Annotated in this window: 22 protein-coding genes and 1 pseudogene; 14 read left to right on the forward strand and 9 right to left on the reverse strand. The window is 58.2% G+C overall.

Annotated elements, in window-relative coordinates; all coding sequences use genetic code 11:
• Positions 1 to 97: 97 nt before the first annotated feature.
• The gene (locus D8M23_RS02040; protein WP_023134713.1) at positions 98 to 1,159 is read right to left on the reverse strand and encodes a 3-oxoacyl-ACP synthase III; all 1,062 of its coding nucleotides are present in this window, start codon (positions 1,157 to 1,159) and stop codon (positions 98 to 100) included.
• Between the two features lie 300 nt (positions 1,160 to 1,459).
• Here D8M23_RS02040 and smc point away from each other — a divergent pair, with 300 nt between their 5' ends.
• Positions 1,460 to 5,038 (forward strand): chromosome segregation protein SMC, encoded by a 3,579-nt coding sequence (gene smc, locus D8M23_RS02045; RefSeq protein ID WP_126853409.1) that lies wholly within the window; start codon positions 1,460 to 1,462, stop codon positions 5,036 to 5,038.
• A 78-nt stretch (positions 5,039 to 5,116) separates the two neighbouring features.
• On the opposite strand, the gene D8M23_RS02050 is transcribed toward smc, so the two are convergent.
• Positions 5,117 to 6,658: an MFS transporter gene (locus tag D8M23_RS02050; RefSeq protein ID WP_174234599.1), complete on the reverse strand. Its 1,542-nt coding sequence runs from the start codon at positions 6,656 to 6,658 to the stop codon at positions 5,117 to 5,119.
• Between the two features lie 187 nt (positions 6,659 to 6,845).
• Here D8M23_RS02050 and ftsY point away from each other — a divergent pair, with 187 nt between their 5' ends.
• Positions 6,846 to 7,949 carry a signal recognition particle-docking protein FtsY gene (gene ftsY, locus D8M23_RS02055; protein WP_174234613.1) on the forward strand — a complete coding sequence of 368 codons (1,104 nt, stop codon included), beginning with the start codon at positions 6,846 to 6,848 and terminating at the stop codon, positions 7,947 to 7,949.
• A gap of 211 nt (positions 7,950 to 8,160) precedes the next feature.
• On the opposite strand, the gene D8M23_RS02060 is transcribed toward ftsY, so the two are convergent.
• The gene (locus tag D8M23_RS02060) at positions 8,161 to 8,610 is read right to left on the reverse strand and encodes an NUDIX hydrolase (RefSeq protein ID WP_126853413.1); all 450 of its coding nucleotides are present in this window, start codon (positions 8,608 to 8,610) and stop codon (positions 8,161 to 8,163) included.
• 189 nt (positions 8,611 to 8,799) lie between these two features.
• Between D8M23_RS02060 and ffh the strand changes: the two genes are divergently transcribed.
• The 7 genes from ffh to trmD all read left to right on the forward strand — a co-directional run bounded on the left by ffh (position 8,800) and on the right by trmD (position 16,216).
• A complete protein-coding gene (gene ffh, locus D8M23_RS02065) occupies positions 8,800 to 10,377 on the forward strand; it encodes a signal recognition particle protein (protein ID WP_126853415.1) in 1,578 nt (525 codons plus the stop codon).
• Positions 10,378 to 10,589: 212 nt separating this feature from the next.
• Entirely contained in the window at positions 10,590 to 13,085 is a 2,496-nt protein-coding gene (locus D8M23_RS02070) for a hypothetical protein (protein ID WP_126853417.1), read from the forward strand.
• A gap of 17 nt (positions 13,086 to 13,102) precedes the next feature.
• Entirely contained in the window at positions 13,103 to 13,594 is a 492-nt protein-coding gene (locus D8M23_RS02075; RefSeq protein WP_126853419.1) for an NUDIX domain-containing protein, read from the forward strand.
• 258 nt (positions 13,595 to 13,852) lie between these two features.
• On the forward strand, positions 13,853 to 14,287 hold the full coding sequence (gene rpsP, locus D8M23_RS02080) for a 30S ribosomal protein S16 (RefSeq protein ID WP_006887964.1): 435 nt from the start codon (positions 13,853 to 13,855) through the stop codon (positions 14,285 to 14,287).
• A gap of 2 nt (positions 14,288 to 14,289) precedes the next feature.
• Positions 14,290 to 14,535, forward strand: coding sequence for an RNA-binding protein (locus D8M23_RS02085; protein ID WP_006887976.1), 246 nt, complete (start codon positions 14,290 to 14,292; stop codon positions 14,533 to 14,535).
• A gap of 149 nt (positions 14,536 to 14,684) precedes the next feature.
• Positions 14,685 to 15,305, forward strand: coding sequence for a ribosome maturation factor RimM (rimM, locus tag D8M23_RS02090; protein WP_006887988.1), 621 nt, complete (start codon positions 14,685 to 14,687; stop codon positions 15,303 to 15,305).
• On the forward strand, positions 15,305 to 16,216 hold the full coding sequence (gene trmD / locus D8M23_RS02095) for a tRNA (guanosine(37)-N1)-methyltransferase TrmD (protein ID WP_006887974.1): 912 nt from the start codon (positions 15,305 to 15,307) through the stop codon (positions 16,214 to 16,216). The genes rimM and trmD overlap by 1 nt, the downstream gene beginning before the upstream one ends.
• A 24-nt stretch (positions 16,217 to 16,240) precedes the next feature.
• Here trmD and D8M23_RS02100 read toward each other — a convergent pair whose 3' ends face one another.
• The 3 genes from D8M23_RS02100 to D8M23_RS02110 all read right to left on the reverse strand — a co-directional run bounded on the left by D8M23_RS02100 (position 16,241) and on the right by D8M23_RS02110 (position 18,158).
• A complete protein-coding gene (locus D8M23_RS02100) occupies positions 16,241 to 16,879 on the reverse strand; it encodes a hypothetical protein (RefSeq protein WP_126853421.1) in 639 nt (212 codons plus the stop codon).
• A gap of 14 nt (positions 16,880 to 16,893) precedes the next feature.
• On the reverse strand, positions 16,894 to 17,307 hold the full coding sequence (locus D8M23_RS02105) for an MmcQ/YjbR family DNA-binding protein (protein WP_126853423.1): 414 nt from the start codon (positions 17,305 to 17,307) through the stop codon (positions 16,894 to 16,896).
• A 98-nt stretch (positions 17,308 to 17,405) separates the two neighbouring features.
• On the reverse strand, positions 17,406 to 18,158 hold the full coding sequence (locus D8M23_RS02110) for an MBL fold metallo-hydrolase (protein WP_048779201.1): 753 nt from the start codon (positions 18,156 to 18,158) through the stop codon (positions 17,406 to 17,408).
• A 90-nt stretch (positions 18,159 to 18,248) separates the two neighbouring features.
• Between D8M23_RS02110 and D8M23_RS02115 the strand changes: the two genes are divergently transcribed.
• From D8M23_RS02115 to D8M23_RS02125, 3 genes are all read left to right on the forward strand, one after another.
• Positions 18,249 to 18,854 (forward strand): CGNR zinc finger domain-containing protein, encoded by a 606-nt coding sequence (locus D8M23_RS02115; RefSeq protein WP_065425815.1) that lies wholly within the window; start codon positions 18,249 to 18,251, stop codon positions 18,852 to 18,854.
• Positions 18,855 to 18,897: 43 nt separating this feature from the next.
• On the forward strand, positions 18,898 to 20,577 hold the full coding sequence (ettA, locus tag D8M23_RS02120; protein WP_006887972.1) for an energy-dependent translational throttle protein EttA: 1,680 nt from the start codon (positions 18,898 to 18,900) through the stop codon (positions 20,575 to 20,577).
• Positions 20,578 to 20,719: 142 nt separating this feature from the next.
• Entirely contained in the window at positions 20,720 to 21,292 is a 573-nt protein-coding gene (locus D8M23_RS02125) for an HdeD family acid-resistance protein (protein WP_126853425.1), read from the forward strand.
• 84 nt (positions 21,293 to 21,376) lie between these two features.
• Here D8M23_RS02125 and D8M23_RS02130 read toward each other — a convergent pair whose 3' ends face one another.
• Together D8M23_RS02130 and D8M23_RS02135 are read right to left on the reverse strand one after the other, a co-directional pair.
• Positions 21,377 to 21,673: an antibiotic biosynthesis monooxygenase family protein gene (locus D8M23_RS02130; RefSeq protein WP_126853427.1), complete on the reverse strand. Its 297-nt coding sequence runs from the start codon at positions 21,671 to 21,673 to the stop codon at positions 21,377 to 21,379.
• Between the two features lie 204 nt (positions 21,674 to 21,877).
• Entirely contained in the window at positions 21,878 to 22,774 is an 897-nt protein-coding gene (locus tag D8M23_RS02135) for an acyl-CoA thioesterase (RefSeq protein ID WP_126853429.1), read from the reverse strand.
• Positions 22,775 to 22,846: 72 nt separating this feature from the next.
• Here D8M23_RS02135 and D8M23_RS02140 point away from each other — a divergent pair, with 72 nt between their 5' ends.
• Positions 22,847 to 23,641, forward strand: coding sequence for a transcriptional regulator (locus tag D8M23_RS02140; protein WP_126853430.1), 795 nt, complete (start codon positions 22,847 to 22,849; stop codon positions 23,639 to 23,641).
• Positions 23,642 to 23,669: 28 nt separating this feature from the next.
• Positions 23,670 to 24,140 (forward strand): globin domain-containing protein, encoded by a 471-nt coding sequence (locus tag D8M23_RS02145; protein ID WP_126853432.1) that lies wholly within the window; start codon positions 23,670 to 23,672, stop codon positions 24,138 to 24,140.
• Between the two features lie 270 nt (positions 24,141 to 24,410).
• Here the strand turns inward: D8M23_RS02145 and D8M23_RS02155 are convergent.
• Positions 24,411 to 26,087 (reverse strand): annotated as a pseudogene (locus D8M23_RS02155) (DNA methyltransferase); the annotation flags it as partial.
• Between the last annotated feature and the right edge of the window lie 101 nt (positions 26,088 to 26,188).

The raw sequence follows: 26,188 nt of genomic DNA on the forward strand, positions 1-26,188 counted from the left end.
TTTACGCTGTATAACCGGTGATTTGCTCTGTGGGTGGGTTGCGGTGGTGTGTGTCGGGGAGCCTCACTGCCAAGGCTCCCTGCGGTACATCATATGGTTACCAGGTGATTTCCATGAGCGCTGTGTTAAGCCCCGAACCCACACCCATACACAAAATCCGGTCGCCCTTAGCGTAGGTGGGTGCGTACTCGGCCAGGGTCATCGGCAGCGCCGCCGCCGCCACATTACCCCAGCGGGGGAAAGTCAACGGAATACGTTCCCGCTCAATACCGACCGCCTCAATAATGGCGTTCGTGTGGGCGTTTGAAATCTGGTGGGTCACATAGGAGGTCATGCTGCCCCAGTCCCAGCCGTCCTGATGCGCCTGCTCCCACGCCTGCGCCACCAGCTCCAAGCCGTGCTCCAGCAGCCCGGCAGCATCGGTGTTCATTCCTTGGTCGGCTTCGCCGCCGATGCACAAATCGCGGTGCTCCGTACCTGCCCGCGACACGGAGCCCACAATACGGTGCCCGTTGGGGTGCTCATCCGCCCGGCCTATTACGGCTGCTGCCGCACCCGAGCCGAGGGTGAGGGTGGCGAACTGCGCGAGCACATCATCGCGGGAAGTATTGGGCTGGTTTAGGATGCGCAGGGCGGTACGGTGCCAGGGGGAAGGGTCCTCGCCGGCCACAACCAGGGCGTACTCGATAGCGCCCGAGTCGATCATGGTCGCTGCCACCGTCATGGCGTTCACAAACCCCAGGCAGGCGTTTGTAATATCGAAGTTCAAAGCGTGCCGCGGCAGGTTAAGGCGGTCGTGAACACCCACCGAGACGGCGGGTTCAAAATTATCGCGCGTCACCGAGGCGTTAATCATTAAACCGATGCGGTTCCTGTCAATACCGGCGGAGGAGATCGCCTTCTCAGCGGCGGCAACCGCGCCGTCCTCAAAGGTCTGCCCCTGCGCCCAGCCACGCCGTTCACTAATGCCAGCCAGCCGCTCCAGCAGGCCCTTGGGCATGCGCAACCGCTTGTAGGTGTCTGCCAGCTGCTCATCAAAGTAGTCGCTCGAAACCACCAGGGGTGGTAGCTCGTTCTCAATCGAAAGTAGCGCCGCGTTGCGGTGGCGGATATCGGAGTTCGCCCCTGATCCGGGCGAAGCAGCGTTTTGTGCAGACATAATGCCTTCGTATGTTTTGGACAGTACTATTTCGTTCACGAAAGAAGGGGAGCTTGTGCGCTCCCCGCCTCAGTGTTGGTTACTTAAAATTTACCCTACCAAGGCCCGTATCAGTTATTAGGGCGGGCATATAAAACCCGTCAGTAAGAGTAATAAGCACCACCCGTTCACTGCGGGCGTAGGCCTGTAACCCTACGCCCCAAGTATAGCCGCCGGGCCCGCCAAACCCTGATACGTTAACCTTATAGGTAGCTGAAAATCACGGCTGGGCCGAAAACCACTACCGGAAGGATACTCCCCGTGCACCTGCATTCGCTCACCCTGCGCGGTTTCAAATCCTTCGCCTCCGCCACCACGTTCGAGTTCACCCCCGGCATTAACGCAGTGGTGGGGCCGAACGGTTCAGGCAAATCAAATATTGTGGATGCGCTTGCCTGGGTCATGGGAGAACAAGGCGCTAAAAGCCTGCGCGGCGGGTCCATGCAGGACGTTATTTTCGCCGGGGCCGGGGCCGAACAGGGCGGCAAATCAGCACTGGGGCGGGCAAAGGTGAGCCTGCGCATCGACAACTCAGACGGGGCGCTGACGATCCCCTCAGCAGAGGTCGAAATTTCCCGCACCATGTTCCGCGCCGGCGGCAGTGAATACGAGATTAATGGTTCCCCGGCCCGGCTGTCCGATGTGCAAGACCTGCTGTCTGAGGCGGGCCTGGGGCCTGAGATGCACGTGCTGATCGGCCAAGGGCAGCTGGATAAGATTCTGCACGCCTCCGCCGCCGAACGCCGCGAGGTGATCGAAGAAGCCGCCGGAATCCTCAAATACCGCCGCCGTCAAGATAAAACAGCACGTAAACTTGAGGCGATGAGCGCGAACCTCACCCGGCTCAACGACCTAGCAGCCGAGCTGCAGAGCCAGCTGAAACCGCTGGGGGAGCAAGCCGAATCTGCTGCGGCAGCACGCGAACTGCAGGCGCGTATCCGTGAACTCAACGCGCTGCTGATTGCCCGCCAAGCCCACGCCCTCGACAGCTTATTAGACACCGAACGTGAGCGGGGCGCCGCAGCCACCGAACACGCCGAGCAGCTGCAGCAGCAGTGGTCACAAGCCCACGCCGACGGCCTGGAACACGATACGCACCTTGAATTTTTACGCGCCACCCAGGCGGCTCACGCCGAGCAGCTTTCGCACCTGAACCAGCTGCTCACCCGCACGCACGCCACCGCCTCCGTGGCTGCCGAACGCGCAAAAACCGGGCAGCAAAACGCAGATATGACCGGTTACGACGCCGAAGTCAACAGGGCAGCAGAGCGCATGGAGGCCGACGAGCAGGCGCTGGCCCAAAGCACCGCAGCCCTCGAACAAGCCCGCGAAACACTTCAACAGGCTGCCGAGGTCGCCGAATCGGCGCGCGCCCAGGTGCAGAGTATCGAGCAGAAGCTCACCGCCCACGCCGCCGCAGCCCAGCAGGAGCGCCAGCGCCGTGCCGAACTCACCGAAGCCGCCGCCGTGGCACGCGCCGGGTACGAGCGGGCCAACGATGAGGAAACGAACCGCAGGGCAGAGGTGGAACAGCTCACCGCAGAAGCAGCCGGAATCGCTGGTCAACGCGCCGAAGCTGAGGCCGCCCGCACCGCCGCCGAGGCCGAACATGACGCCCACGAGCAGCGTCTGACGAAGATCCGTCAAGAACGCATGAGCGCAGAAGAAAAACGCGACGCCGCTCGGGAAGAAGCCGCCCGCACCGCCCAAGAGGCAGCAGGTGCCCGCGAGCGTGCCGCTACCCTGCGCGAAGCTCTCGGCACCCACCTGAACCAGGAGGAACCACAGGGGGCGTCAAGCCCCGCAGCCGAGAACCTGCTACGTGTTCTGGACGTTATCACCATCGAACCAGGCTGGGAAAAAGCCGCCGCCTCCGCCCTGGCGCAGCTGGCAACCGCCGCACTGAACGCACCCAGAACAGCCAGCATCTCACGCATCCTCCCCGCTGGCTCACCAAACAGTGCTCCTGAAAAGCGTCCCGAACCCGTGATGCCGCCAACCGTAAAAGCCCATGCTGCACACAACATCATCACCATACGCGCCGAAGACCCAGCCGGTACCGGCCCCAAACCGCTGCGGAAAGCAGAAACCCAGGCCCTAAAAGCGGCACTCGACGAACAGCTTGCGGGAGTCTACTGTGCTCCCACCGCACACCACGCCCGCGCAGCACTTAAAGCGGGGGCCCGCCTAGCAATAGATACGCACGGTATCGTGTACTCGCGCCACGCTGAGCTGCACCCCGACGCGGGGGCCAGCGCCCTCGAACTGGCCGCCGCCGCCCGCACAGCGCAAGAGCACGCCGAGGCTACCGCCCGTCTAGCCCAGCACGCCGCCCAGAAACTCGCAGCCGCAGAGAAAAAGCTCGCCGAAACACTCACCACTGAACGGGATACCGCCAAAACCCTGGGGCAGGCGCGTGCCGCACTGAGCGCCGCCCAAACCGCGCAAGAACGCATTACTGTTCGTGGTGAAAGCATGGATGCGGAACTGCGCCGCGCCCAAGAACGACTCGAAACCGCCCGCACAGCAGCACGCCTAGCGAACGAAACCTACGCCCACGCCCGAGCCGAACTTGACGCCCACGAAACCGCGCAGCAGCACCCCGCAGAGGCGGCGCAAACGCACCCGCCCACCACACAACAGGCCCTAGAGGCCGAGCTGGCTGCTGCGCGTGATACCCACACGCAAGCAGAAAAAACCCGCCAAGAAGCCCACTCCGTTATGGTGCGCATCGAAGCGGAACACGCAGCAGCACAAACAGCCCTCACCCGCGCTCAAGACCTGCACCAGCGCGCCATTAGCACCCGGAAGAACGCCCACGCTGCGGCTGCTCACACCCAGCGCGTTGCACAACGCGCCCAGGGTACGCACGCCCGTGCCCTCACCCTCGCCCACGCTCTTGAACACGAAACAGCAAAGCTGCGCCAACATATTGCCGACACCACCGGCGAAATCGAAAAAATAACGGCCCAGCGCACCAAAAACCGTGCCGAACAGCAAGAGCTTGAAACCGCCCGCACCGCAGCCCTCACCCTCGCCGCCCGAAGCGAAACCGACATTGCGCGCATCGAAACCCGCCGTGAGAACCTGTCCGAACGAGCCCAGCTGCTCACCAGCCTCACCCTTGATGAGATCACCGCCGCCCACCCGCAGGCTGCGGCAGGGGACGAAGAAGTCAGCGAAGAAACCCTCAAAGAGCGCCTCACCGCCACCGAAGCCGAGCTCCGCCGACTAGGCAGTGTCAACCCGTTAGCACTGGAAGAATATGAGGCGCTCACCGAGCGGCACAGCTACCTCCGCGAACAGATCGCAGACCTCAAAAAGTCCCGTGCTGACCTGAATACCGTCATGGACGAAGTCACCAGCCGCATCACCGAAGTGTTCACCGCCGCGCTCGCCGATATTAATGAGCATTATGAGCATATTTTCGCCACGCTTTTCCCGGGCGGTCAGGGGCGGCTAGAACTCACGGACCCCGAAGACACCCTCAACTCGGGTATCGAGATTTTTGCGCGGCCCGCTGGCAAAAAAGTTAAACGTCTCTCGCTCCTCTCAGGCGGTGAACGGTCGTTAGCGTCTCTGGCTCTGCTCATTGCTATTTTTATGGCCCGTCCCAGCCCTTTCTACGCCCTTGACGAGGTGGAAGCGGCCCTTGACGACCGCAACTTGGGGCGTCTGCTTGAGGTGATTGAGCAGCTGGGGCAGTGCTCGCAGCTGATTCTGATCACGCACCAGAAACGCACAATGCAGGTGGCACAAACCCTGTACGGGGTGTCGATGCGTGAGGGGGTTTCAACCGTTATTTCGCAGAGCGTGGAGGAACTGCGAGAGCTTCTTTAGCGTTTTCTGCGCATAAAACATGTGGGCTTAAGAATACTTCCAAGTATTCTTAAGCCCACATGTTTTGTGAATGTTCCTTTATTTCCCGGTATAGTTCTCGTCCGCCAGTTCGCGGGGCCAGCGCGGGGTGTGGAACGGCAGCCAGGTGAGTGAAGCCGCCAGGAGTAAACCTCCGCAGAGTATGAACGCGGGCGTAAACCCCCACGTATCGGCGACGGCACCGGCGAGAAGCGGACCCAGAATCATACCAAAGTCACTGTGCATTTGGAAGGTCGCAAGCACAGGCGCACCGTCGCGTTTACCGCCGATTACATCGGCAACAGAAGCCTGCAGCGAGGGCGTGATTAGTGCAGCACCGGCCCCCATGCCCACGATGAGGGTGATGAGCATCCAGGGTGCCGAAGAAATACCAATGGTTGAAATGGCGGTTCCGGCGATCAGCAAACCGATAAAAATCATGATGCGTCGCCCCAGGCTATCAGATAGACGCCCCGAAATGGTTTGGGTGAGAGCGTTCGCTAACGAACCGACCGCCATCACCGTAGAGGCAAGGACGGTTCCCTCCGATGCCTTAGACGCATCACCGCCCGTCGCCAAATACGCCGCGAGCAGCGGAATCAGGGAGGACTGTATGCCTAAAACCGCCCAGCCAATTGTGAAGTTCGTGAAAAGCGCCGAACGGTAGTTCGTAAATTTGAGTGCCTGCCGAACGGTCATAATGGCTGGTGCGGGGGTTTTCTGCTGAGACGGCTCCTGACCCGATACGGATTTCCTACCCGAAGCTGGTGCATCGGCCGCAGGGGCAGCGGCCGTACCGAGCTTTCCGGCATCAGGTGAAGCGCTGGGGGCAACATCATCCTGGGTGGGAAGACTGTACGCTTCACGTTCGGCATCGATCTGATCTGCCGGGGGCAGCATAAACCACACGATAGCCCCAGCCACCAGCAGAGAGCAGCCGTAGAGGGCGAACGGCAGGCGCATCCCTAAGCCACTGAGTGCACCGCCGACGACCGGCCCCATAATGTTCCCAAGCAGGAATGCGGTAGCGTAGTATCCCGAAACCCGCCCGCGCATATGCGACGGCGCTAAACGCACCAGAAGACCCATCGCAGAAACCGTGAACATGACCGAGCCGATACCTGCGAACGCGCGCGAAGCCAACAGCACCCAGTAATCCCAGGCGGCGGCATTCACGAAGGACGAAACCGCCACAATAATCATGCCGCAGGTGTAGATTGGTCGCTCACCAAACCGGGAGATAAGCTTGCCCGCACTCGGCGCGAAGGCTAACCGCATGGCTGCTAATGCCGAGACCACAATCGTTGTTGCCGCAACACCCACATTAAAGCTACGCGCAAAACTGGGGAGTACCGGCGCCACAAGCCCGTACCCGAGGGCGATCATGAACGACGCGGCGATGAGAACTTTAAGGCCGGTGGGGATTTTACCGCCCTGAACAGTTTCTCGCGTGCGAGTAAAACGGATGCGCCGCCCGGTTTCTTCTTCGATGGTGGCGGTACCCAGAGCGTCCGCGCCGGGGGTGATAATGGGCAGCGAACCGGTGGTGGTGCTGGGGTGGTCACAGTGATTGTTACGTTCGGGTGTTGCGGGTTCTGGCATTATCCTTCTTCGTTGATGTATCTGTGTGCCCGATGCGCTAATGGGCGGGCGTGAGCTGACGCTGGTGTGCTGGCGTTTTCTACAATCGCTAGTCTACTCCTGCCCGGGGTTTATCTGCACGATTCATCTCCTAGAAACACTGTGTTGGGAGGGTGCGAACCGGTAAGCTAGTAATGTGAATGAAACTATGTGGATAATCCTTGCAATTGTGCTGGGCGTGCTGGTTCTTGTCGGTGTGCTCTTTGCGTTTTTGCGTTCCCCGAAGGCGCCTCGCGGCGGGTACCCGAGCACCCGCGACGCCGATGATACCGGCGGTGCCAAAGAGCCTGAGGATGACGAGCCGCAGGAGCCGGGGGTTGAGACTCCCGCGCCGGTCGCGGGGCGTCTGATGCGGCTGCGTGCCCGTTTGGCGCGGTCGAACAACATGCTGGGCAAGGGGCTATTGGCTCTGCTCTCACGAGATCGCATCGATCAGGATGTCTGGGACGAGGTCGAAGAGACTCTGCTCATGGCGGATTTGGGGGCTGAGCCCACCACCCGCCTGGTGGAGGCGCTTCAGAAGCGGGTGCGTGTGGAGGGAACCGACAACCCTGCCGCCGTAAAGAAGATGCTTCATGAGGAGCTTCTTGAGATTATTGGCCCCACGATGGACCGTGAACTGAAAACCGAGGGCACCGACGGCAACCCCGGCGTGGTGCTTGTGGTCGGCGTGAACGGCGTGGGGAAGACCACGACGGTCGGTAAGATCGCCCGCGTGATGGTCGCGGACGGGGATTCGCTTCTGCTGGGCGCGGCTGATACTTTCCGTGCTGCGGCTTCCGAACAGCTGACGACCTGGGGCGACCGCGTGGGCGTGAAGACCGTGCGCAGCGAGAAGGAAGGCGCTGACCCCGCCTCTGTCGCTTTCGACGCGGTGAAGACCGCTAAGGCTGAGGGCATCGGCACGGTTCTGGTTGATACTGCGGGTCGTCTGCAGAATAAGGCCGGTCTGATGGATCAGCTCGGTAAGATCAAACGCGTGATTGAGAAGGAAGCCCCCGTGACCGAGGTGCTTCTGGTGATTGACGCAACCACCGGGCAGAACGGTATGGTGCAGGCGAAGGTCTTCGGCGAAATCGTGGACGTGACCGGTATTGTGCTCACTAAGCTCGACGGTACCGCAAAGGGCGGCATCGTGGTGGCTATTCAGGAAGAATTGGGTGTTCCCGTCAAGCTCGTGGGACTCGGCGAAGGCCCGGACGACCTGGCCCCCTTCGATCCCGAAGGTTTCGTGGATGCGCTCCTCGACTAGCTGCCTATAAATAACCGCATGCGGCGCCCCCGATAGGAAATAACCTCCAGGTGGAGGGGTAAAAATTTCCTGCCGGGGGCGCTGTGTGTTTCCGTTGGATGTATGTTCAAGACCCCAATTTTTTGAATGTTTTCTTTAACCGGATGTCAGTAACTCGTCTCCATGTGCAGAAGAGGCTCCCCGCATTGTGCCTATTGACTAATCGGGTAATCTATTCGCGGGTCGTTAGGTGTTTTAGCTTCCCATCCCACCGCGGCAGCTCATGTGTAAGAAACTCTGGTTTGAGCGGATAATCCGCCAGGGATTGAAGCGGTAGCCACACGCAGGGGTAGTGGTGCCCTTCATCGCGGGTGGTTATTGGGACCGTTTCAGAATCAACATCTACGAGGTAGTGGAATTCGATGCGGTGGTTCGGCATACCGTGCACCTCGAAAAGGTGCTCTCCTACGAACGCAAGCTGCCGAACCGTGCAGTCGATACCTAGTTCTTCGCGTATTTCGCGGCGTACCGCATCCGTGCTGTGCTCACCGACGTGCACTGCGCCGCCGGGTACAAAGTATTTGTTGTGGTTACTGTAGGTGAGAAGTTTTCCCGCGTGCATGATCAGCGCAGAGGCTCGCACCCCGTATTGGTGTCCTGCAGCTGTCGTCCGAAAGTCCATACCTCTATTATGTGGCTGTGTGCTGTTGTGCGGTTTCGCCAAACGCTCATTAAAGGGTGCTATTGTCAGCATATTAGGGCATATCCTGTATCCTTGTAGATTGATTACCCATGTTAAAGATGCGGGCTGGTGCGGCCATAATATTGCCGTGTGTCCCGCTCACCGACGTATAGAAAGTGACCACGGCTCGTGTTCAATTCGCTCTCAGACCGGTTGACGGCAACCTTTAAAAACCTGCGCGGCAAGGGACGCCTCTCAGAGGCTGATATTGATGCGACCGTGCGGGAGATCCGGCGTGCGCTGCTGGACGCGGACGTCGCCGTTCCGGTGGTGCGTGAGTTCGTTGCGCATGTGAAGGAACGTGCGCTCGGCGCGGAAGTGTCGGAGGCTCTGAACCCCTCGCAGCAGATCGTGAAGATCGTCAATGAGGAGCTGGTGGGTATTCTGGGTGGGCAGACTCGCCGTATTAATATGGCGAAGAGCGGCCCCACCATTATTATGCTTGCTGGGTTGCAGGGTGCCGGTAAAACCACGCTGGCGGGTAAACTCGCAAAGTGGCTGAAGGGTCAGGGACACACCCCCATCCTGGTGGCATCTGATTTGCAGCGCCCGAACGCGGTGACCCAGCTGAAAATTGTGGGTGAACGCGCGGGCGTGCCTGTTTTTGCGCCTCACCCGGGTGTGACTAGTGAGTTCGACACCCCCACTGGTGACCCGGTGCAGGTGGCCCGCGATGGTGTGGCTGAGGCGCGTGCGAAGCTGCATGATGTGGTGATTGTTGATACCGCAGGCCGCTTGGGTGTGGATGCTGAGCTCATGCAGCAGGCGCGTAATATTCGTGATGCCATTGAGCCGCAAGAAGTGCTGTTCGTGATTGATGCGATGATCGGCCAGGATGCGGTGAACACCGCGAACGCCTTCAACGAGGGCGTGGACTTTACCGGCGTGGTGCTTTCCAAGCTTGATGGTGACGCCCGCGGCGGTGCGGCGCTTTCGGTTGCTTCGGTGACCGGCAAACCGATTATGTTTGCTTCCACGGGTGAGAACGTGGGTGACTTTGAGCAGTTCCACCCCGACCGTATGGCCAGCCGCATCCTTGATATGGGCGATATTCTGACCCTGATCGAGCAGGCTGAGGCTAACTGGGACAAGGCTGAAGCTGACCGCATGGCGAAGAAGTTCATTGACCAGGAAGACTTCACGTTTGAGGATTTCTTGGCGCAGATGCAGCAGATTCGCAAGCTTGGTTCTATGAAGAAGCTTCTGATGATGATGCCCGGCGCGGCGCAGATCCGTCAGCAGCTGGAGGCTTTTGACGAGCGTGAAATTGACCGGGTTGAGGCTATTGTGCGTTCAATGACTCCGCATGAGCGTGTGGCCCCGAAGATTATTAACGGTTCCCGCCGTGCGCGTATTGCGAAGGGTGCGGGCGTTACCGTCTCTGAGGTGAATCAACTGATGGAGCGTTTCGCTCAGGCTCAGAAGATGATGAAGAAGCTTGCCGCCGGTAAGATGTCCGGTGTTCCCGGTGGTATGCAGATGCCCGGTATGGCCTCTGCTGGCGGCAGTAACCGTAAGAAGAACAAGAAGAATAAGAAGAAGGGGTCACGTTCGGGCAACCCCATGAAGCGTGCACAGCAGGAGGCGCAGGCGCAGCAGGCGGAGAAAGCCCGTCAGGGCGCTGCCTTTGGGCAGCAGACGCAGCAGCAGGAGCTTGACCTTGCGGATATGAACTTGCCTAAGGGCTTTGAGAAGTTCTTGAAGTAGAGCTCAACGTACTGTGTTAGCCCAGATTTGGCGCTCAGCCGAATAGGGTGTCTGGCCGTGGTGCTGGTGAGAGAATATTGACATTAGACGGGTTGCTGAGGCCCGTGCCCTAAGCGCGGGCACGGTGCGCACCCCGTTCGGTCTAACGATTTAAGGGGTGAAGTCCAACAGGCCGGTGGAAAGCAATGCTGCAAGGAATGTAAGGAGTCCCCGTGTCGAGTGAAGACAAGCATAATTTTGGTGCCCCGGATACCCCGAGTGACTTCACCGTACCGCAGCGGGATGGTGATGCATCCGAGTATGGCAGCGCGAAAGGCTTGGAGCCGGTGTGGGTGCGGCTTTCTCTGGAATACGGTGAGAACACTCCGTCGATGGGCGAGGCCCAGGTAGTGTATTCAACTGTTTCGGGCCAGTTAGCTGACGGTGATGCTGCTGTGGCTGACAGCATTGTTGAGCTGATCCGTAAAGCGCAGCAGATGTACGCCACCCCGAATCAGGTGGAGGATACTGAGCGGCTGGATGAGCTGGCGAAGTCACTGGAAAATAGTGAGCTGACTTTTGAGAAGCTCAGCGAAATGTGGGCGGATTCTGATGCCGTCTCTGACGCTCATAACGGTGCAGCAGATGGTGCTGCTTCGCCCGGCGGCGCGGAGGAACGGACTCAACCGTTGCAGGATACGGGGGAGTTTACCGTAGAGGTTCGCCCGATGCCTTCATCAGATAGCACTGTGCCGGGGAAAAACCAGCGTAAAGCCGGTACCTCCGAGGTGCGTTTGGGTCTTGAAAATATTATTGACCCTGCCCAGGAAGAGGAGCTGCACCGGCGCCGGGTGCTTGCACGCGGTGCCTCCCACGATGATATTGTGCAGAAGCTTATTGCGCTCACCGGTGAGCGGCCTGAGCTTGTGGCCTACGAACTGGGCGAGACCGAGGTGCAGGTGTATGTGCTGTGCGGTGTTGACAGCGACGGGTATTTAAACGTTTTTCAGCTGCGCCCGGAGCAGCAGGCCCGCACCGGCAGCGTTTTTGCTGTGGGCGAGCCCCTTGAGGACTATGTGGCCTGGCTGGTTGATCAGCTTCCTGTTACAGGTGCTGCACTTGAGGATTCGCCAACTATCTGGGTGCCTCTGTTTGGGGGTGCCGATGAGCTGGAGTTTTTGACGGATGCTGATGCGGCGGCCCTGCTGGATGTTGATATTGATGTGCTGACCGCCCTGCTGTTAACGCGCGGTGAACGGCAGTTCGCGGTGGCCCCTGCCGGTGCTTGGACCCTGGTTGCGGGTATGCCCGATGACCTGTTGGCGCTCATTGATGATGTGCAGTGCACAGCCCTTGTCGCGGAGGGTAACGAGAACCAGCAGCATCTGGTGGTTATTGTGCCTCCTGAGGAGCCAGATTCCTTGGATGAGGATCCTGCGGATGCCGCATCGTTGAATGATTGGGTACAGAGTGTGCTTGGGGTTCCTACGGACCCTGAGGTTATGCTTCTTGAGCTGCGGTGGCAGGGCGTACCGAAGCAGCTGACTCGTCCCATATCTGATGAGCAGAGGCAGGCGTGCGGGCCTGAGCTCGCGGATGTGCTGCTGGACCTTCCCGGTATGCCGCTGGAGTCGGCTGAGACACGTGATGCGAGGGAACGTTCGGTGGAGGTGCTGGCTGACCTGTTTGAGGTGACGGGGCAGCAGAAGCGCCGTTTGGCTTCTTATGTTCATGACGTGAAGAACACTCTTGCCTTGGAGTCGGTGCTTCAGCTGTTGGGGCTGCCGGTTGAGCTGGCTGATGTTCCGGGGCGGCGCATTGAGGTTTCGTCCATTAGCACGGCCCGTATTTTTGGTGAGGATGAGTCCACGCTGGCGAGCCCGCTGGATCGTTCGTATCGCCTGGTGGCAACTGACCGTCAGGTGAATCTTGAGCAGTGGCTTGACGTGATGGCTACCGGCAGGATCCCGTTTGACTTCACCCACCTGCCGCCTAAGGAAAGCGCATTAAACCGGTGGATGCGTGGCGGGCTTCGTGGGGCGTTCTCATTCGGGTCAGCTGCTGAGGAGCCGGTGAATGGTGTTTCGGCGTCGGTGGTGGCCCGGCGGGGCGCACAGGCCGCTCCGGATGCTCCACCGGCGGAGACCACGGCGCGCAGCGGCCGGAGCACGCAGGAGCAGGAGCCCAGCAGTGTTCCGGGGCAGCAGGGTTCGGGTGTTACCGGGGGCGGGGCACCTGCCGCTGACCCGGCGGATGTGCTGCGTACCCGTATTTTTCGTGCTGATGGCACAGTGCAGCTGGGGCTCTCAGCGTTCTTCATTGCCTTAGCCCGCCGCCGCCGTGCCGCGGGGCGGGGCGCGATTGTGCCGACGGCTTTGGCGTCATTTTTTGCGATGGGTGGTACCGCTGAGGTCCTGTTAGCTTCCCGGCTGGCACGTTTGCTGAGGCAGACCCCGTTGGGGTCTAAAACACCCGCCGGGAAACAGCCCGTGCAGGGGGAGGTAGTGCGTGCCTCCTCACCAGAGAGTGACGGCTCTGCCGTTTCCCTCGGGCAGGGCGCGGTGGGTGAACGCGAGCCGCAGGCTCCCGCTAAACGTACTTTAATTGATGACCTGGTGGAGAGTAACCGCATCCCGGCGGTGCGGGGCAGCTACAGCTCAGCGGCGGGGCAGCGTTCCCGGTTGGGGGCCCGCCTGCGCCGTGCGAGCCAACGTTTTTTCGGCCTGTAGAGTGGTAAGGAGCGCCCGTGAAGGATTCGTATTTAAGCCGTGAGGAGCTGATCAAGTTCATTGCGACCTTACCCACACGGCGTTTAGCGGCGGGCGCGGTCATCCGCAATGAGCACGGTGAGCTTCTGCTGGTGCAGCCCAACTATAAGGACGGGTGGATTTTGCCCGGTGGCACCGTTGAGGCCGGGGAGGCCCCTAAACCGGGGTGTTTCCGTGAGGTGGAGGAAGAGCTGGGTCTGCGTCTTGCCCCGGGGCGTCTTCTGCTGGTTTTTCACGGTTTGGCGAGAGGCGTGTGGGGAGACTCTACCTACTACATGTACGATGCTGGTGTGATCGCTAAGAACACCCCAGTAAACTTGCAAACGGAGGAGCTGATCACCTACAAGTGGGTGGCGCCAGAACAGCTGCAGGAGTATGTGAACCCGGGTTTCGCGGAGCGGCTGCATGATTGTCTGAGGGCGCTGAGAACCGGTGAGGTGATTGAGATGAGCTCAGATGAGCGGCCTTAAACCTGTCCCGGTGTGTTGTCACTAATATTTTTTGTTGTAGTATGCTGCAGCACATGAGGCGGGCATTGGCTGAGACACTGATGGGGCGCCTCTACTGGCTTAAATGCTGCGGGTTTGTTACCCTATCTGAGTACCCGGCGTGCGCGGCCCCTCTCTCCGCGTGTCGTTGTGTCCATTAGGAGCCACGTGGACGGCCCGCCCCACGGGAGCGAGAAGCGCGGTTCCGCACCAAGTATTGAAACAGGAGTAACCACAAAAGTGGCTGTTAAAATTCGTCTCAAGCGTATGGGTAAGATCCGCGATCCTCGCTACCGTGTTGTGATCGCGGATTCGCGTGTGAAGCGTGACGGTAAGACCATTGAAGAGATCGGTATTTACCACCCGACTGAGCAGCCTTCGCGTATCGAGATTAACTCTGAGCGTGCACAGTACTGGCTTTCCGTTGGCGCGCAGCCGACCGAGCAGGTGCTGGCTCTGCTGAAGCTCTCAGGTGACTGGGCAGCGTTCAAGGGTGAGAAGGCTGAGAACAAGGTTAAGCCGGTTGAGCCTAAGCCCGAGTTCGTTGTTCCGCAGAAGGGCTCCGTCATTCTGCCTGAGGCTATCACCCCCAAGGCTGAGAAGGCTGAGGAAGAAACCTCTGAAGCAGCTGGCGAGACCGCTGAAGCTGAGGCTACCGAGGAAGCGGCTGAGTAATCGTGTTGGCTGACGCGCTCGAACACCTGGTTCGCGGGATTGTTGAACACCCGGATGATGTGAAGGTGCGTGTGCGCCAGCAGCGGTACCGGGAGACCCTGCAGGTGCGAGTCCACCCCGAGGATTTGGGGCGGGTGATCGGCCGTTCGGGCCGTACCGCTAAGAGCATCCGCACCGTTATGGATGCGATCTCTGATGGTTCTCAGGTTCGTATCGATATCGTCGACACTGATAAAAAACGCAAGTAAAACCTCTGCTGAGAATCCCGTCACCTTTTACGGTGGCGGGGTTCTTACGTGCGGCCCCAAATTTTTGGGCGAGGGACACTTTTCGTAAGGTAAGCAATGTAAAATAAGTGTCTAGTACCAGCGCGGTGTGTAGAAGTTTGAGGAGTTTCATGCAGGTTTTGGTTGCGCGTATCGGCAAACCGCACGGTATTCGTGGTGAGGTCACGGTTGAGCTGTTTACCGATGCCCCTGAAGAACGATTCTCTCGCGGCGAGGTGCTCCACATTGACGGGTTCACCCACGGTACTGTTGCCGCAACCGTAGCCCCAGCAGGGGCTTTGACAGTCGCCTCAGCCCGCTGGAATAAGAAGATTCTGGTGGTGCGTTTTGAGGAGATCACCACCCGTAACCATGCTGAGGATCTGCGGAACACCCTTCTGATGTTTGAGGTTCCCGAAGACGTGAACAGCGAAGAAGAAGGGTTCTATGAGCATCAGCTGCTAGAGCTGCCCGTGTTCTTACTGGAGGATGTTCCTGATGGGGAAATCCCCAACGATAACCCTGCTGTGGGGGAGCCGCTGGGCACGGTGATTGGTTTGCAGACGATGCCGGTGCAGGATCTGCTGCTGGTTAAGCTGTCCCCGGCTTATGGCGGTCAGGAGATTATGGTCCCGTTTGTTGATGAGATTGTGCCCGAGGTGGTGCCAGCTGAAGGGGACGAGCCGGGGTTTGTGCTGCTGAGCCCCCCGGAGGGCCTGATTGAGCTGAGCACCCCGTTGAAAGGGAAGTAGTGCGGTTCGACGTTCTTAGTATTTTCCCGGAGTACCTGGCTCCTCTTGAACTTTCCCTCATCGGTAAAGCGCGTGAAGACGGGCTGCTGAGCCTGAACACGGTGAACCTGCGCGATTACACGTTTGATCGGCACCGCACCGTGGACGACACCCCCTATGGTGGCGGTGCGGGCATGGTTATGAAACCCGAACCGTGGGGCTTGGCCTTGGATGCCGTCCTTGCTTCCTCCCCGCATCAGAGCAACGAACCCGCCCCAGCGGACACTGCTGGTGCGGCTGCTGAGGGTACACCCGGTACGGAAGACGCTTCCGGCAGTGATGAGGTTCCGCTGCTGCCCGCGCCGCAGCACGTTCCCGAACCCGATGGGCGTCCGCTGCTGGTGGTGCCTTCACCAGCAGGTGCCGTGTTTAACCAGGAGATGGCCTACGAATTCGCCGCCGAACAGCACATTGTTTTTGCGTGCGGACGGTATGAGGGGATTGACGAGCGGGTGCTGCTGTGGGCGAGTGAGCGTTTTCGCATGATGCCCGTCTCTATTGGCGACTATGTGCTCAACGGTGGTGAGGTTGCGGTCATGGCGATGATTGAAGCGACCGCACGCCTGATCCCAGGAGTGATCGGCAACCCCGAGTCGCTGACCGAAGAGTCGCATACGGGCGGGCTGCTGGAGTACCCGGTGTTCACAAAACCTGCCTCGTGGCGTGGGTTCCAGGTGCCGCCGGTGCTTCTGTCCGGCAACCACGGCGCGGTGGCGCGGTGGCGGCGGGAGAGACAGATTGAGCGTACGATGGCACGCCGCCCGGATTTATTCGCAGCATACCCCACCCAGCAGTGGGATAAGAAAGACCGCCGTTTTCTTGCTGAGCGCGGCGTCCACTTCCCGAAACCGAACACACAAGACCCCAAGTAGCAGCTGCTCATATGGCCTGCTGTGTTACGGGGTGAAACGCCTAAAACTGAGGATGTCCTGCACCTCGGCGTGGCCCTGTACCCAGTAGATTTTACTGGGCGCACCAGGGTCCTGCGCCGGGGTGTACTTCTTCCCCAACGCGCGTGATAGTGAACCGCGCATTGAGTGTGAGAGCGGCCTGAAAGTGCTGGTATTTTCGTATCGGGCGAGGTCTATCGGTTCGGGCTCATCTAGCTCTCGTACATTGGCGAGCGCGAGCATCCTGTCATGAAGACCACCGTGCCGTTGGGCCGTAAAACCCGCCTCGCACCAGGCATCTCGTAGCGGTGAAGGCTCTAGTGCGGGCAGGTCATTCGGTGGGTTCCCCTCATGCGTGGCGGGTGCCGGGGTGATGGGAAGGTCGGGGGCACGGTAGATCATGAGCATACGCAGCCGCCTGCCGCGCTCGCGGGCTTGGTGCATCGCTTCCTGAATGTGGGCCACGGTGTGATCCGGGCAGGTGAAACCCCAGGGGACAGCCGGGATGCTCAGCGCGTGCGCCCGCTGGAACATGTTTTCTTTCGCCCACACCACCCCGCCTGTGCGCCCATGCGCCACATGCGCATAGTTGTAGTCAGCGGAGAGTTTCAGGAAAAGAACGGGGCCGCTGGCAGGAATACACATGTGAGCCTGCCAAGTTAATGTTTTGCGGGAACCGGGCGCTCGCGGAATTCGATGGGGCGTTTTGCCTTGGGCAGGGCGTACATAATACGCAGGTAAGCGTCTTCAATGAGCTCTTCAAGAAGCTGGCGCGTAACGCCCTTGCCTGCGCCGACCGAAATCCAGTGCCGTTTATTCATATGCCACCCCGGAATAATGCTTGGGTACATGCGCTGCAGCACCTCGGATTCTTCGGGGTCGGTCTTCAGGTTCACGATCGGGTAGCCGATACCGTCCGTGTACATCGCAAAAATTTTGCCGCTAATGCGGTATACCGTATTACGTGGGCCGAAGGGCTGATCGGAGGTCGCTAACGGCATAGTCAGCGCAATCTGATCGACAACCTTATGGAGGTCTTCGGCGGTTATCTCGCGAGAATTCGGTGTACCCATACCTTCGAGTCTAACTGGTCATAAGTGAGCCTTAAAGTGTTCACACAAAAACTGGGGTGTATGCAATAGTCTGCACACACCCCAGAAATCTTAATGATCTACTTATTCATGAGCTTATTGCCAAGTCCCTCTTGGGTAAAGACTCGAATTGTATCTTGCAGATCTTCACCTAAGTGGCCCCAGGAATCAGTGTGAGCAATGTATACACGTTGAGCTCCTAAGAGCTTCGCGGTCTTTGCGGCATTCTCAGCGGTCATGGTCATATCAAACTCCGGACCAATGGGATGGGCTGCCCCTGCAAAAAGAACAGCATCGTCAACGGGGGCAATGCGCTTAGCGATTTCCTCTACAATGTGGAGCTCGGAGTTGTCGCCGGAAATGTATACGGTCGGTTCTCCTTCGGCTTGAAGGAGGAAGCCAATGACAGGACCGGCCTTCTCCTGAATTGCAGGGATATCCGGGCCGTGGAGTGCGGGCATTGCGGTGACAGTAACTTCGGCAGAATCCTTTGACACGATGAAAGTATTCCAAGGTGCCAGGCCGGTGACGTTAGTGAGGCCTTCTTCCTGAAGGTTCTTTTCGCCGTCTTTGGTGGTGATGACGTGACCAACCTCGGGGAGGAGGGCGCGACCACTTGTGTCGAGGTTGTCGGGGTGGGTGTCGTGCGAGAGTAGGACTGCATCGATGGGGAGAACCGACTCAGGAGTGATGGGTGCGCCGGCAGTCTTCTTGAGAACGGTAATGCCCATGTCGTAGTCCTGAGGGGCATCAAAGGTAGGGTCGGTCAGGAAGCGCAAACCCGCGTATTCGATCAGGACGGTAGGGCCGGTGATGACGTTAATCGTAGGCATAAAAATAGTCCTCTCATGGATAAAATATATTTTTGCCGTGATTAACAATAGGGTCATTCATGGAAAAAGGCAAGTGATACCATGAGAAATATGGAAAATTCTCACCGAACCTCCCACCTTCCGGCGGCACCCGGAAGTCAAGAACACCCCTGCATAGCGCTAGCTAATACCCTCCATAAAACACCCGGTGGCGAACAATACGATCTGCTCGCAACCCCAGAAATAGCTACCGAATGGGCGCACGAACACCACATCGTGAATGACTCATATGAATTGCAAGGCTATTGCACCAGCAGATTCATCAGCTTTCGGTACGTCATCAAAGAACTTCTTGACGCGTATCTAAACCAGCGTCCTCCCTACCCGGGTGCGCTTCACGCCGTCAATAAGACAGCACATGAAGCACTCACCATGAACGCTCTAGCTTGGGATACGGAAAACCAGCGGTACACCCGGCGAGTTGAAGACCCCCTCACCCAAGAGGTGGACTATGCAATCGCGCGCATCGCCTACGATGCCATCACATTACTGACTGGCGAAGAAGGAGATAAACTCTCTCAATGCGAAGCTCCTGACTGCGACCGCATAATGCTACGAACCCACGCACGACGTAGGTGGTGCAGCGTACGTTGTGGCGACCGCATCCGAGCTGCCCGCTCCTATGAACGTAAACGCGCACAAGCTGAAGGTGACTAAAAACCGCGTGCGCACCCAAAGAATCACGGTAGAATAGAACACTATGGCTGAATTTATTTACACGATGACCAAAGCCCGCAAAACTGTGGGTGATAAGGTCATTCTTAACGACGTTTCCATGTCGTTCTTCCCGGGCGCCAAGATTGGTATGGTTGGTCCCAACGGCGCCGGTAAGTCGACCATCCTGAAAATCATGGCTGGCTTGGATCAGCCCTCGAACGGCGAGGCACGCCTCTCACCCGAATACAGCGTAGGTATTCTGCTTCAGGAACCGCCGCTGAACGAAGAGAAAACCGTGCTCGGCAACGTCGAAGAAGGCGTGGGCGAGATCAAGGCGAAGCTGGACCGCTTCAACGAAATTTCCGCGCTCATGGCTGAACCTGACGCCGATTTTGATGCCCTCATGGAAGAAATGGGCAAGCTGCAGGAAGCTATCGACGCCGCAAACGCCTGGGACCTAGACTCCCAGCTGGAACAGGCGATGGAGGCGCTGCGCTGCCCGCCCGCCGACGCCCCCGTCACCCACCTCTCCGGCGGTGAGCGCCGCCGCGTGGCGCTGTGCAAGCTCCTGCTGCAGAAACCAGACCTGCTGCTGCTGGATGAGCCCACCAACCACCTAGACGCCGAGTCGGTGCTGTGGCTTGAGCAGCATCTGCAGTCTTACGAAGGCGCGGTCATTGCGATTACCCACGACCGCTACTTCCTAGACCATGTTGCCGAATGGATCGCTGAGGTTGACCGCGGCAACCTCTACCCCTACGAAGGCAACTACTCCACCTACCTTGAGAAGAAGCGCGCCCGCCTTGAAGTTCAGGGCAAGAAGGACGCGAAACTCGCTAAACGCCTGAACGAAGAACTAGAGTGGGTGCGCTCAAACTCGAAGGGCCGGCAGGCGAAGTCGAAAGCACGTTTGGCACGTTACGAAGAGATGGCGGCCGAGGCTGAGAAGACCCGCAAACTCGACTTTGAAGAGATTCAGATTCCGCCGGGGCCGCGCCTGGGCAACCTGGTGATTGAGGCCGAGAACCTGCAGAAGGGGTTCGACGGGCGCTCGCTCATTAACGGCCTGTCATTCTCGCTGCCGCGGAACGGCATTGTGGGTGTGATTGGCCCGAACGGTGTGGGTAAATCGACCCTGTTCAAGACCATCGTCGGTTTGGAAGAGCTTGACGGCGGCTCCCTTAAGGTTGGCGAAACCGTGAAGATCTCCTACGTTGATCAGAACCGCGCCAACATTGACCCCGAAAAGAGCCTATGGGAGGTCGTCTCGGACGGTCTGGATTATATTCAGGTCGGCAATGTTGAGATGCCTTCGCGTGCCTATGTTTCGGCGTTCGGGTTCAAGGGGCCGGATCAGCAGAAGAAAGCGGGTGTGCTCTCCGGTGGTGAGCGTAACCGCCTGAACCTGGCGCTGACCCTCAAACAGGGCGGTAACCTGCTGCTGCTGGACGAACCCACCAACGACCTTGACGTGGAAACCCTGGCATCGCTTGAGAACGCTCTGCTGGAATTCCCCGGATGCGCCGTCGTCGTCTCCCACGACCGCTGGTTCCTCGACCGCGTGGCAACCCACATCCTCGCCTGGGAAGGCACCGAAGAAAACCCGGATCAGTGGTACTGGTTCGAGGGTAACTTCGAGTCCTACGAGAAGAACAAGGTCGAGCGCCTGGGACCGGAAGCTGCGAAACCGCACCGCGTGGTGCACCGCAAGCTCACCCGCTAAAACGCACGCGAAAATAATGCCCCGCGCATCCGCTATTTCTGCCGGATACGCGGGGCATTATGATGCAAGAACACGCCGCCAGCCGTGTCTTGGGAATCCGCTAGAATAGTGTGCACATGCGACGCACAGTAAGGAACCCAATATGCGCACAAAACGTCACTGGTTTTCTCTGATAGCAGGTATTTTCTTCCTCGCTTGCTCAATTTTCATGTTCGCTAACCCTTCGGCACCGCTGACTGCGCTGGGTATTTTCTTCTCCATTATTATGTTTATCGGCGGGGTGCTTGAGACCATCCGCTACTTCTTCACCCCAGCCTCAACCCGTAGCGTCTGGAGCCTCATCAGCGCCATCATTACCGTACTGGTGGGGGTGCTGCTGCTATCTGCCTCAGCCGCCGCGCAGGCAGCATTTATCCCCGTGATTGTGGGGGTGTGGATGATTATTGTGGGCCTCTCCCGCCTCTCTGCTGGCCGCCGCGCCACCTACTTGAGCTCCGGGGCCGGTAAACATATGGTATTTTCCGGTGTTGTACCGCTTATTCTGGGGATTCTGATCTGTCTCTTCCCGGTGGTGTTCGGCTCGGTGGTGGTGTGGCTTATCGCGCTCGCGCTTCTGCTGGTGGGTATGGTGTGTATTGGTGATTTCTTTGTGTCTCGTAAGGCGAATAGGCCCGGCCCGTACGATGACGGCATTATTGATGTTGAGGCGCGGTAGCTAACCCGCATGAATGTAAAGCCCCGGTATCTGAAGCAGAAACCGGGGCTTACGCACGCTAGGTAAAAGCGCTGGCTGGCCGTGCTACCCGCTGATGGCCTCAAAATCGACGACCTCAAACCCGAGAATCCCCTCGGATGCGCTCACCACCGGCTTATCGCGCACCACGTGCCGGTTTGCGAGCCAGTTGCGGAATGATTCTTCGTCCTGCCAGTGGGTCATTGCGAAGTACTCGGTGCCGCCGCTGGTGGGGCGCAGCAGCTCAAAGCTAATGAACCCGGGTACTTCGCTGAGCTTTTCGCTATTGTTTTTAAAACGGCGTTCCAGCTCCTCGCCCATCCCTTCCTGGACGCTGAGTTTATTAATCTTCACAACTGCCATAATGATCCCTCCATTGGTTAGGCGGCTGGGTGTTTAGGGGCGCCTGCTATGGCGCTATTTTCAGCATAGGGTACACTGCGCGTTCGGTGACAAGCACCCCGATGTATGACATGGTTTTGGCTAGTCTGTCATGCTGGCAGCAGCAGATAATAACCAAAACCGTGCACTATATCGGCTGAGGCGCCTCAAATTATTTATACTCCACTATTTATACTCCGGCAGGCGGAACATCATTTCCTGCGCGATTGTGGCCACCAGCTCCCCATCGCGCGTAAAAATTGAGCCACGGGCGAGTATCCGCCCGCCCTGCGCAGTGGGGGAGTCCAAGACATACAGCAGCCACTCGTCTGCTGGTGCCGCACGGTGAAACCACATGGCGTGATCCAGCGACGCCGACTTCATCCCCGGCTCTAGCCAAAACTTGCCGTGCGCGCGCAGCGCCGGTTCTAGAGGCAGATAGTCCGAGGCGTAGGCGATAGCCGCCTGATGCGCCGCCTCTGAAGCTGGCGCGCCCGTTGCATCAACTAACGTGTCGAAAGTTTTAAACCACACCGTAGCAACCGGCTCCTGCGAACTTGGATCTGGAGCAGTGTACAGGTGCGGGCTCACATACCGAATATCGATGGGACGTTCCCACGCCACAGCCTGCGCTACCGGGTGCGGCACCTCGCCAATATAGTCGCTCACACTCGGCAGCCCTTCAGGGTCGGGAGCCTGCGGCATCGTAACAGCCGTGTGCTCGGGGCCGCGGCCGGGTGCTTGGAATGATGCGATCGCAGAGAAAATAGGGATATCGTCCTGCAGGGCCTGCACCCGGCGGGTTGCGAAAGAACGCCCGTCATTGAGGCGTTGAGAGGTAAAAATTAGTTCTTTCGTAATGTCTCCGGGCCGCAGAAAATACGCGTGAATTGAGTGCAGAACCTTATCGGTAACCGTGCTGTTGGCGGCCATAATGGCCTGGGCGAGTACCTGCCCGCCGTAGGTTCGCGGCGACTCACGGGTTAGGGTGACGGCGCTAAACGCCTCGTCGCCGCCCACCGGCTCGGTGGGGGTCAGGTTCAGCATGGTCATGAGGTTCTGGGTGGGGGTGGGCTTCGTCATTCTTTAATTTTCCCACGGGGGAGTAGAGTTGAGGAGTATTACCCGAAAACTTTCACGGATCGAAAGGCACGTATGGCTATTCATGGCGCGGACGGTGCCGGGCGGGCGCACCCCAGAATCGAGCTCAAATATAACCCGCATGAGGGTGTTGAAGAGCCCTACCTTGTGCTCGCTGACGGCGAGAACGGGGTGGCCGCCGCGAAAGATCTGGCCACCTACATTTCGCGCGCCAAATCGGTGGATAAAGGCGCGGCCATCCGCCTGATTGCCCGCGGTACTGTGCTGGGGGTGTTTGCCTGCTCTCTTGCACCCGAGACCCTGCTGGATGCGACCCCCACTATTCTTGGTACGCGCGCCCTGACCCTGGCGGCTCCTTCACAGCTGGATATTGTGGTTGAGGCGCAAGCACTTCTTGACCGGCTGGCGCGTATCCAGGAGTCGAAGATGGTGCTGTATTTACCGCCGGTGACTGTGAACGCGGTGTGGGCTGGGCAGTCCGCCCCAGTGAGCGGCTGGGCGCGTGTGGGCGCTGTTGCCGCCAGCGAGTTTCGGCGGGCCTGCCGCGAGGGGCTGGAGGCGGTGGATCGTTCCCTGCCCGCGAACCCGGGCGCGGCGGTATTAGCGACGGTGCGTTCACGGATTTGGTCATCACCTATGGTGCTGGAACATCTGCCCGAGTTCGATAATATTTCCGTGCCGACCGGCGCGGCATTCGCGTTGAAAGTGTTTGGGTTCTTACCGGACGCGTTTGAGGGCGAGCTACCTGTGTTTGTGGCGCGGTCGAAGTCGGGGGAGTGGACGCGTATCGCGGCTCCCGGCGGGCAGGTGCTGGTGCGTGCCGCCACCCCCAGCCTACAAACCGTATAGTTATTCTTCTGAGTGTATGAAAGGCAGTATGAGTCAGTATTCTGCGAATCAGCCGGGCGAGCAGGTCAGCATTTATGAGCAGGTGGGCGGTGAGGAAACCTTCGATAAGCTCACCCGCAGGTTCTATGCGCTCGTGAAGGCCGACCCTGAGTTTTCCGCCATGTACCCGGATTTTGACCCGTTTCCGCCTGAACACCTCACAGAGGAACAGACCGCCGAGATTGAAGCAAACGATACTGACCATTTCGATGCGGCGGCGCGGCGGCTGAAAATGTTCCTGATTCAGTACTTTGGCGGGCCCAGCATCTACCAGGAACAGCGAGGTCACCCGCGTTTGCGCATTCGGCATAACCCGTACCCGATCGGGGCGAAAGAACGCGATACTTGGCTGAAGTATATGCGGCAGGCAATGGATACTCTTGATCTTCCGATGATGATTGATGCGACCATGTGGGACTATTTCGAGCGTGCGGCACGTGCCATGCAGAACCGGGCGTAGTTCAAGACAGCATTGCATTTCAGACGTTGCTTTTGTAGGTTGTAACAATGCGGATTATTTCTTATAACCCTGAATATCGGGAAGCTCTTCTGTGAATATTTCACTTCGCGCCTGGGGACCCGTTTTCCGCGGATGCACAACGACGTCCCCGAGTTCGTCTATGATGCGTTCTACCCTCAAGGCTGGTCTACAGCTTGGCAGAGTGCAGGTATGAGAAAGCCCGGTGCAGGGAGGTAAACCCCGCACCGGGCTTAGTAGACGTTATATCAGTTATTCTGCTGTGAGTTCTGCGTAGCGGGCGAAGAGGATTTCGAGGCGTTTATTGTTGGATGCGCACAGCTTGGCGGCACCGAATGCCTTGTCGACGTGGCGATCCAATTCCTTATGCGCCTTCAATAGATCAGAATTCATCGCCAGCGGATTATACATATCCGCGAGCGAAACACGGCCACCGTGCTTTTCTGCGAGTGCCTCGCGAACTTCCAGAATTTTCTGGCCAGCCGCAATAATTTTGGAGCGCAAATCCTCAGTTACTTCAGGAAGCGGAAGGTTGTTCCACACAACTGTACTGGAAAAACTGAGGTCTGATTTCATTCGTCCACCTACAGCACGCTGCCAGGCAATAAACATTGATGAGCTCATAACAGCAAAAAGGAAGCCACTAGGATCTAAAGCTGTGAAAAGTTTATTTCCTGGAACCGTTGTTTTGGGCAAAAGAGAAACTGTATAAAAATCACGAGTTTCGGAAACTACAACTGGAATACCCACATAACTGGTTTGTGGGTATTCTTTATTAGGACGCATAAGGTGTGGAATATCCTTTAATTTATAAGCGTCTCCTGTCGAGGTTTGTTTACTGCGCCATTCCCGGTTAGCTTCAATGCGTTTTTTAAGAACTGGGCTCTTAGCAATATCTGCCGGGTTTACATCTTCAAGCCAGAGGCACCATCGGTCAAGCCCGCGCACGAGTTCCTTTCCCATACGGAAAGGCCGCAGATATTTTGCAGCGATAGGATCAGCCGATACTTCTGCATAATCTTTTTCTTCCACAATGAGGTTTCCATTATCGGTAGGTTGGCTGCCACGCACCACTACTGGAAGTTGCTGTGACAACGGCTTTGACCGTTTCTTCACCAGAATATTAGGGGCATCCAGAAGATAGGCATTAATACTTTTGACCTCTGCCGCTTCACGAGTCTGTTTCGCGTTCCAGTCATATTCAAATAGGCGCGGTTTATAGTCCTCAGAGCGGGTGAACCCGGTAATTACGCAGTGTACCGCAGCTTGACCGGGTGCTTGAGAATCCCATGGGAACGTATGATACGCGAATTTAATGCGCCATCCTTCCCGAAAAATCGGGCCAAAAAGGGCCGGAACCGGTTGTCCCTGTGCAATAGAGTTAGTCGATACGAAAGCAAATTCGCCCTCAAAATCCTGATCAAAGAACTGTACCGCTTTCCAGAACCAAGCGGTCACAAAATCCAGGTAACCGTCATAATCTTTACCCCACACTGTTTTCATGGCGGAAGTCTGTGCTTTAGACATCGTCCACTGTCCCAAAAACGGCGGGTTCCCAAATATAAAAACCTTGGTGGCTTCTGCCGGAATCATCTCACGCCAATTGGTGGTGAGAGCATCCGCATGCACAATATGAGCTACCGAGGTAATCGGCAAACGTGTGGGAACCTGGCCCAAAGCGCGCGCCAAGGCACGGTCAGCCTGAAACTCCGATAAGAACATGGCGACTTCCGCAATCCTTGAAGGCCACCAGTTAATCTCAATCCCGTGGAACTGCGAAATGGAAAGGCGCGTGCTCAAAGACGCATCCAGCGTAAAGCCACCCGACTCCTCAAGACGGTGAATCTCAGTGAGCACACGGGTCTCAAGCTCACGCAGCTGCATATACGCAACCTGCAGGAAGTTCCCAGAGCCGCACGCCGGATCCAACTGGACTCCGAAAATGATAAATGCTGGGTTGCGTTAGCGAGTACCTACCGAGGGGGTCTGCTCACTGAGTTGCGTTAGCGCGTATATGGGTAAGAAAAAGC

Origin of the sequence: Rothia sp. HSID18067 (assembly GCF_003989445.1) — a bacterium.
GTDB classification, from domain to species: Bacteria; Actinomycetota; Actinomycetes; order Actinomycetales; family Micrococcaceae; genus Rothia; species Rothia aeria.

Coding starts and splice junctions, on each gene's coding strand:
- ftsY (WP_174234613.1), top strand. CDS start 6,846: ATGTGGATAATCCTTGCAATTGTGCTGGGCGTGCTGGTTCTTGTCGGT.
- D8M23_RS02115 (WP_065425815.1), top strand. CDS start 18,249: ATGGAAAATTCTCACCGAACCTCCCACCTTCCGGCGGCACCCGGAAGT.
- D8M23_RS02145 (WP_126853432.1), top strand. CDS start 23,670: ATGAGTCAGTATTCTGCGAATCAGCCGGGCGAGCAGGTCAGCATTTAT.
- D8M23_RS02060 (WP_126853413.1), bottom strand. CDS start 8,610: ATGGACTTTCGGACGACAGCTGCAGGACACCAATACGGGGTGCGAGCC.
- D8M23_RS02110 (WP_048779201.1), bottom strand. CDS start 18,158: ATGCCTACGATTAACGTCATCACCGGCCCTACCGTCCTGATCGAATAC.
- D8M23_RS02135 (WP_126853429.1), bottom strand. CDS start 22,774: ATGACGAAGCCCACCCCCACCCAGAACCTCATGACCATGCTGAACCTG.
- D8M23_RS02140 (WP_126853430.1), top strand. CDS start 22,847: ATGGCTATTCATGGCGCGGACGGTGCCGGGCGGGCGCACCCCAGAATC.
- rimM (WP_006887988.1), top strand. CDS start 14,685: ATGCAGGTTTTGGTTGCGCGTATCGGCAAACCGCACGGTATTCGTGGT.
- D8M23_RS02050 (WP_174234599.1), bottom strand. CDS start 6,658: ATGCCAGAACCCGCAACACCCGAACGTAACAATCACTGTGACCACCCC.
- D8M23_RS02040 (WP_023134713.1), bottom strand. CDS start 1,159: ATGTCTGCACAAAACGCTGCTTCGCCCGGATCAGGGGCGAACTCCGAT.
- D8M23_RS02130 (WP_126853427.1), bottom strand. CDS start 21,673: ATGGCAGTTGTGAAGATTAATAAACTCAGCGTCCAGGAAGGGATGGGC.
- D8M23_RS02105 (WP_126853423.1), bottom strand. CDS start 17,307: ATGGGTACACCGAATTCTCGCGAGATAACCGCCGAAGACCTCCATAAG.
- D8M23_RS02100 (WP_126853421.1), bottom strand. CDS start 16,879: ATGTGTATTCCTGCCAGCGGCCCCGTTCTTTTCCTGAAACTCTCCGCT.
- ettA (WP_006887972.1), top strand. CDS start 18,898: ATGGCTGAATTTATTTACACGATGACCAAAGCCCGCAAAACTGTGGGT.
- D8M23_RS02125 (WP_126853425.1), top strand. CDS start 20,720: ATGCGCACAAAACGTCACTGGTTTTCTCTGATAGCAGGTATTTTCTTC.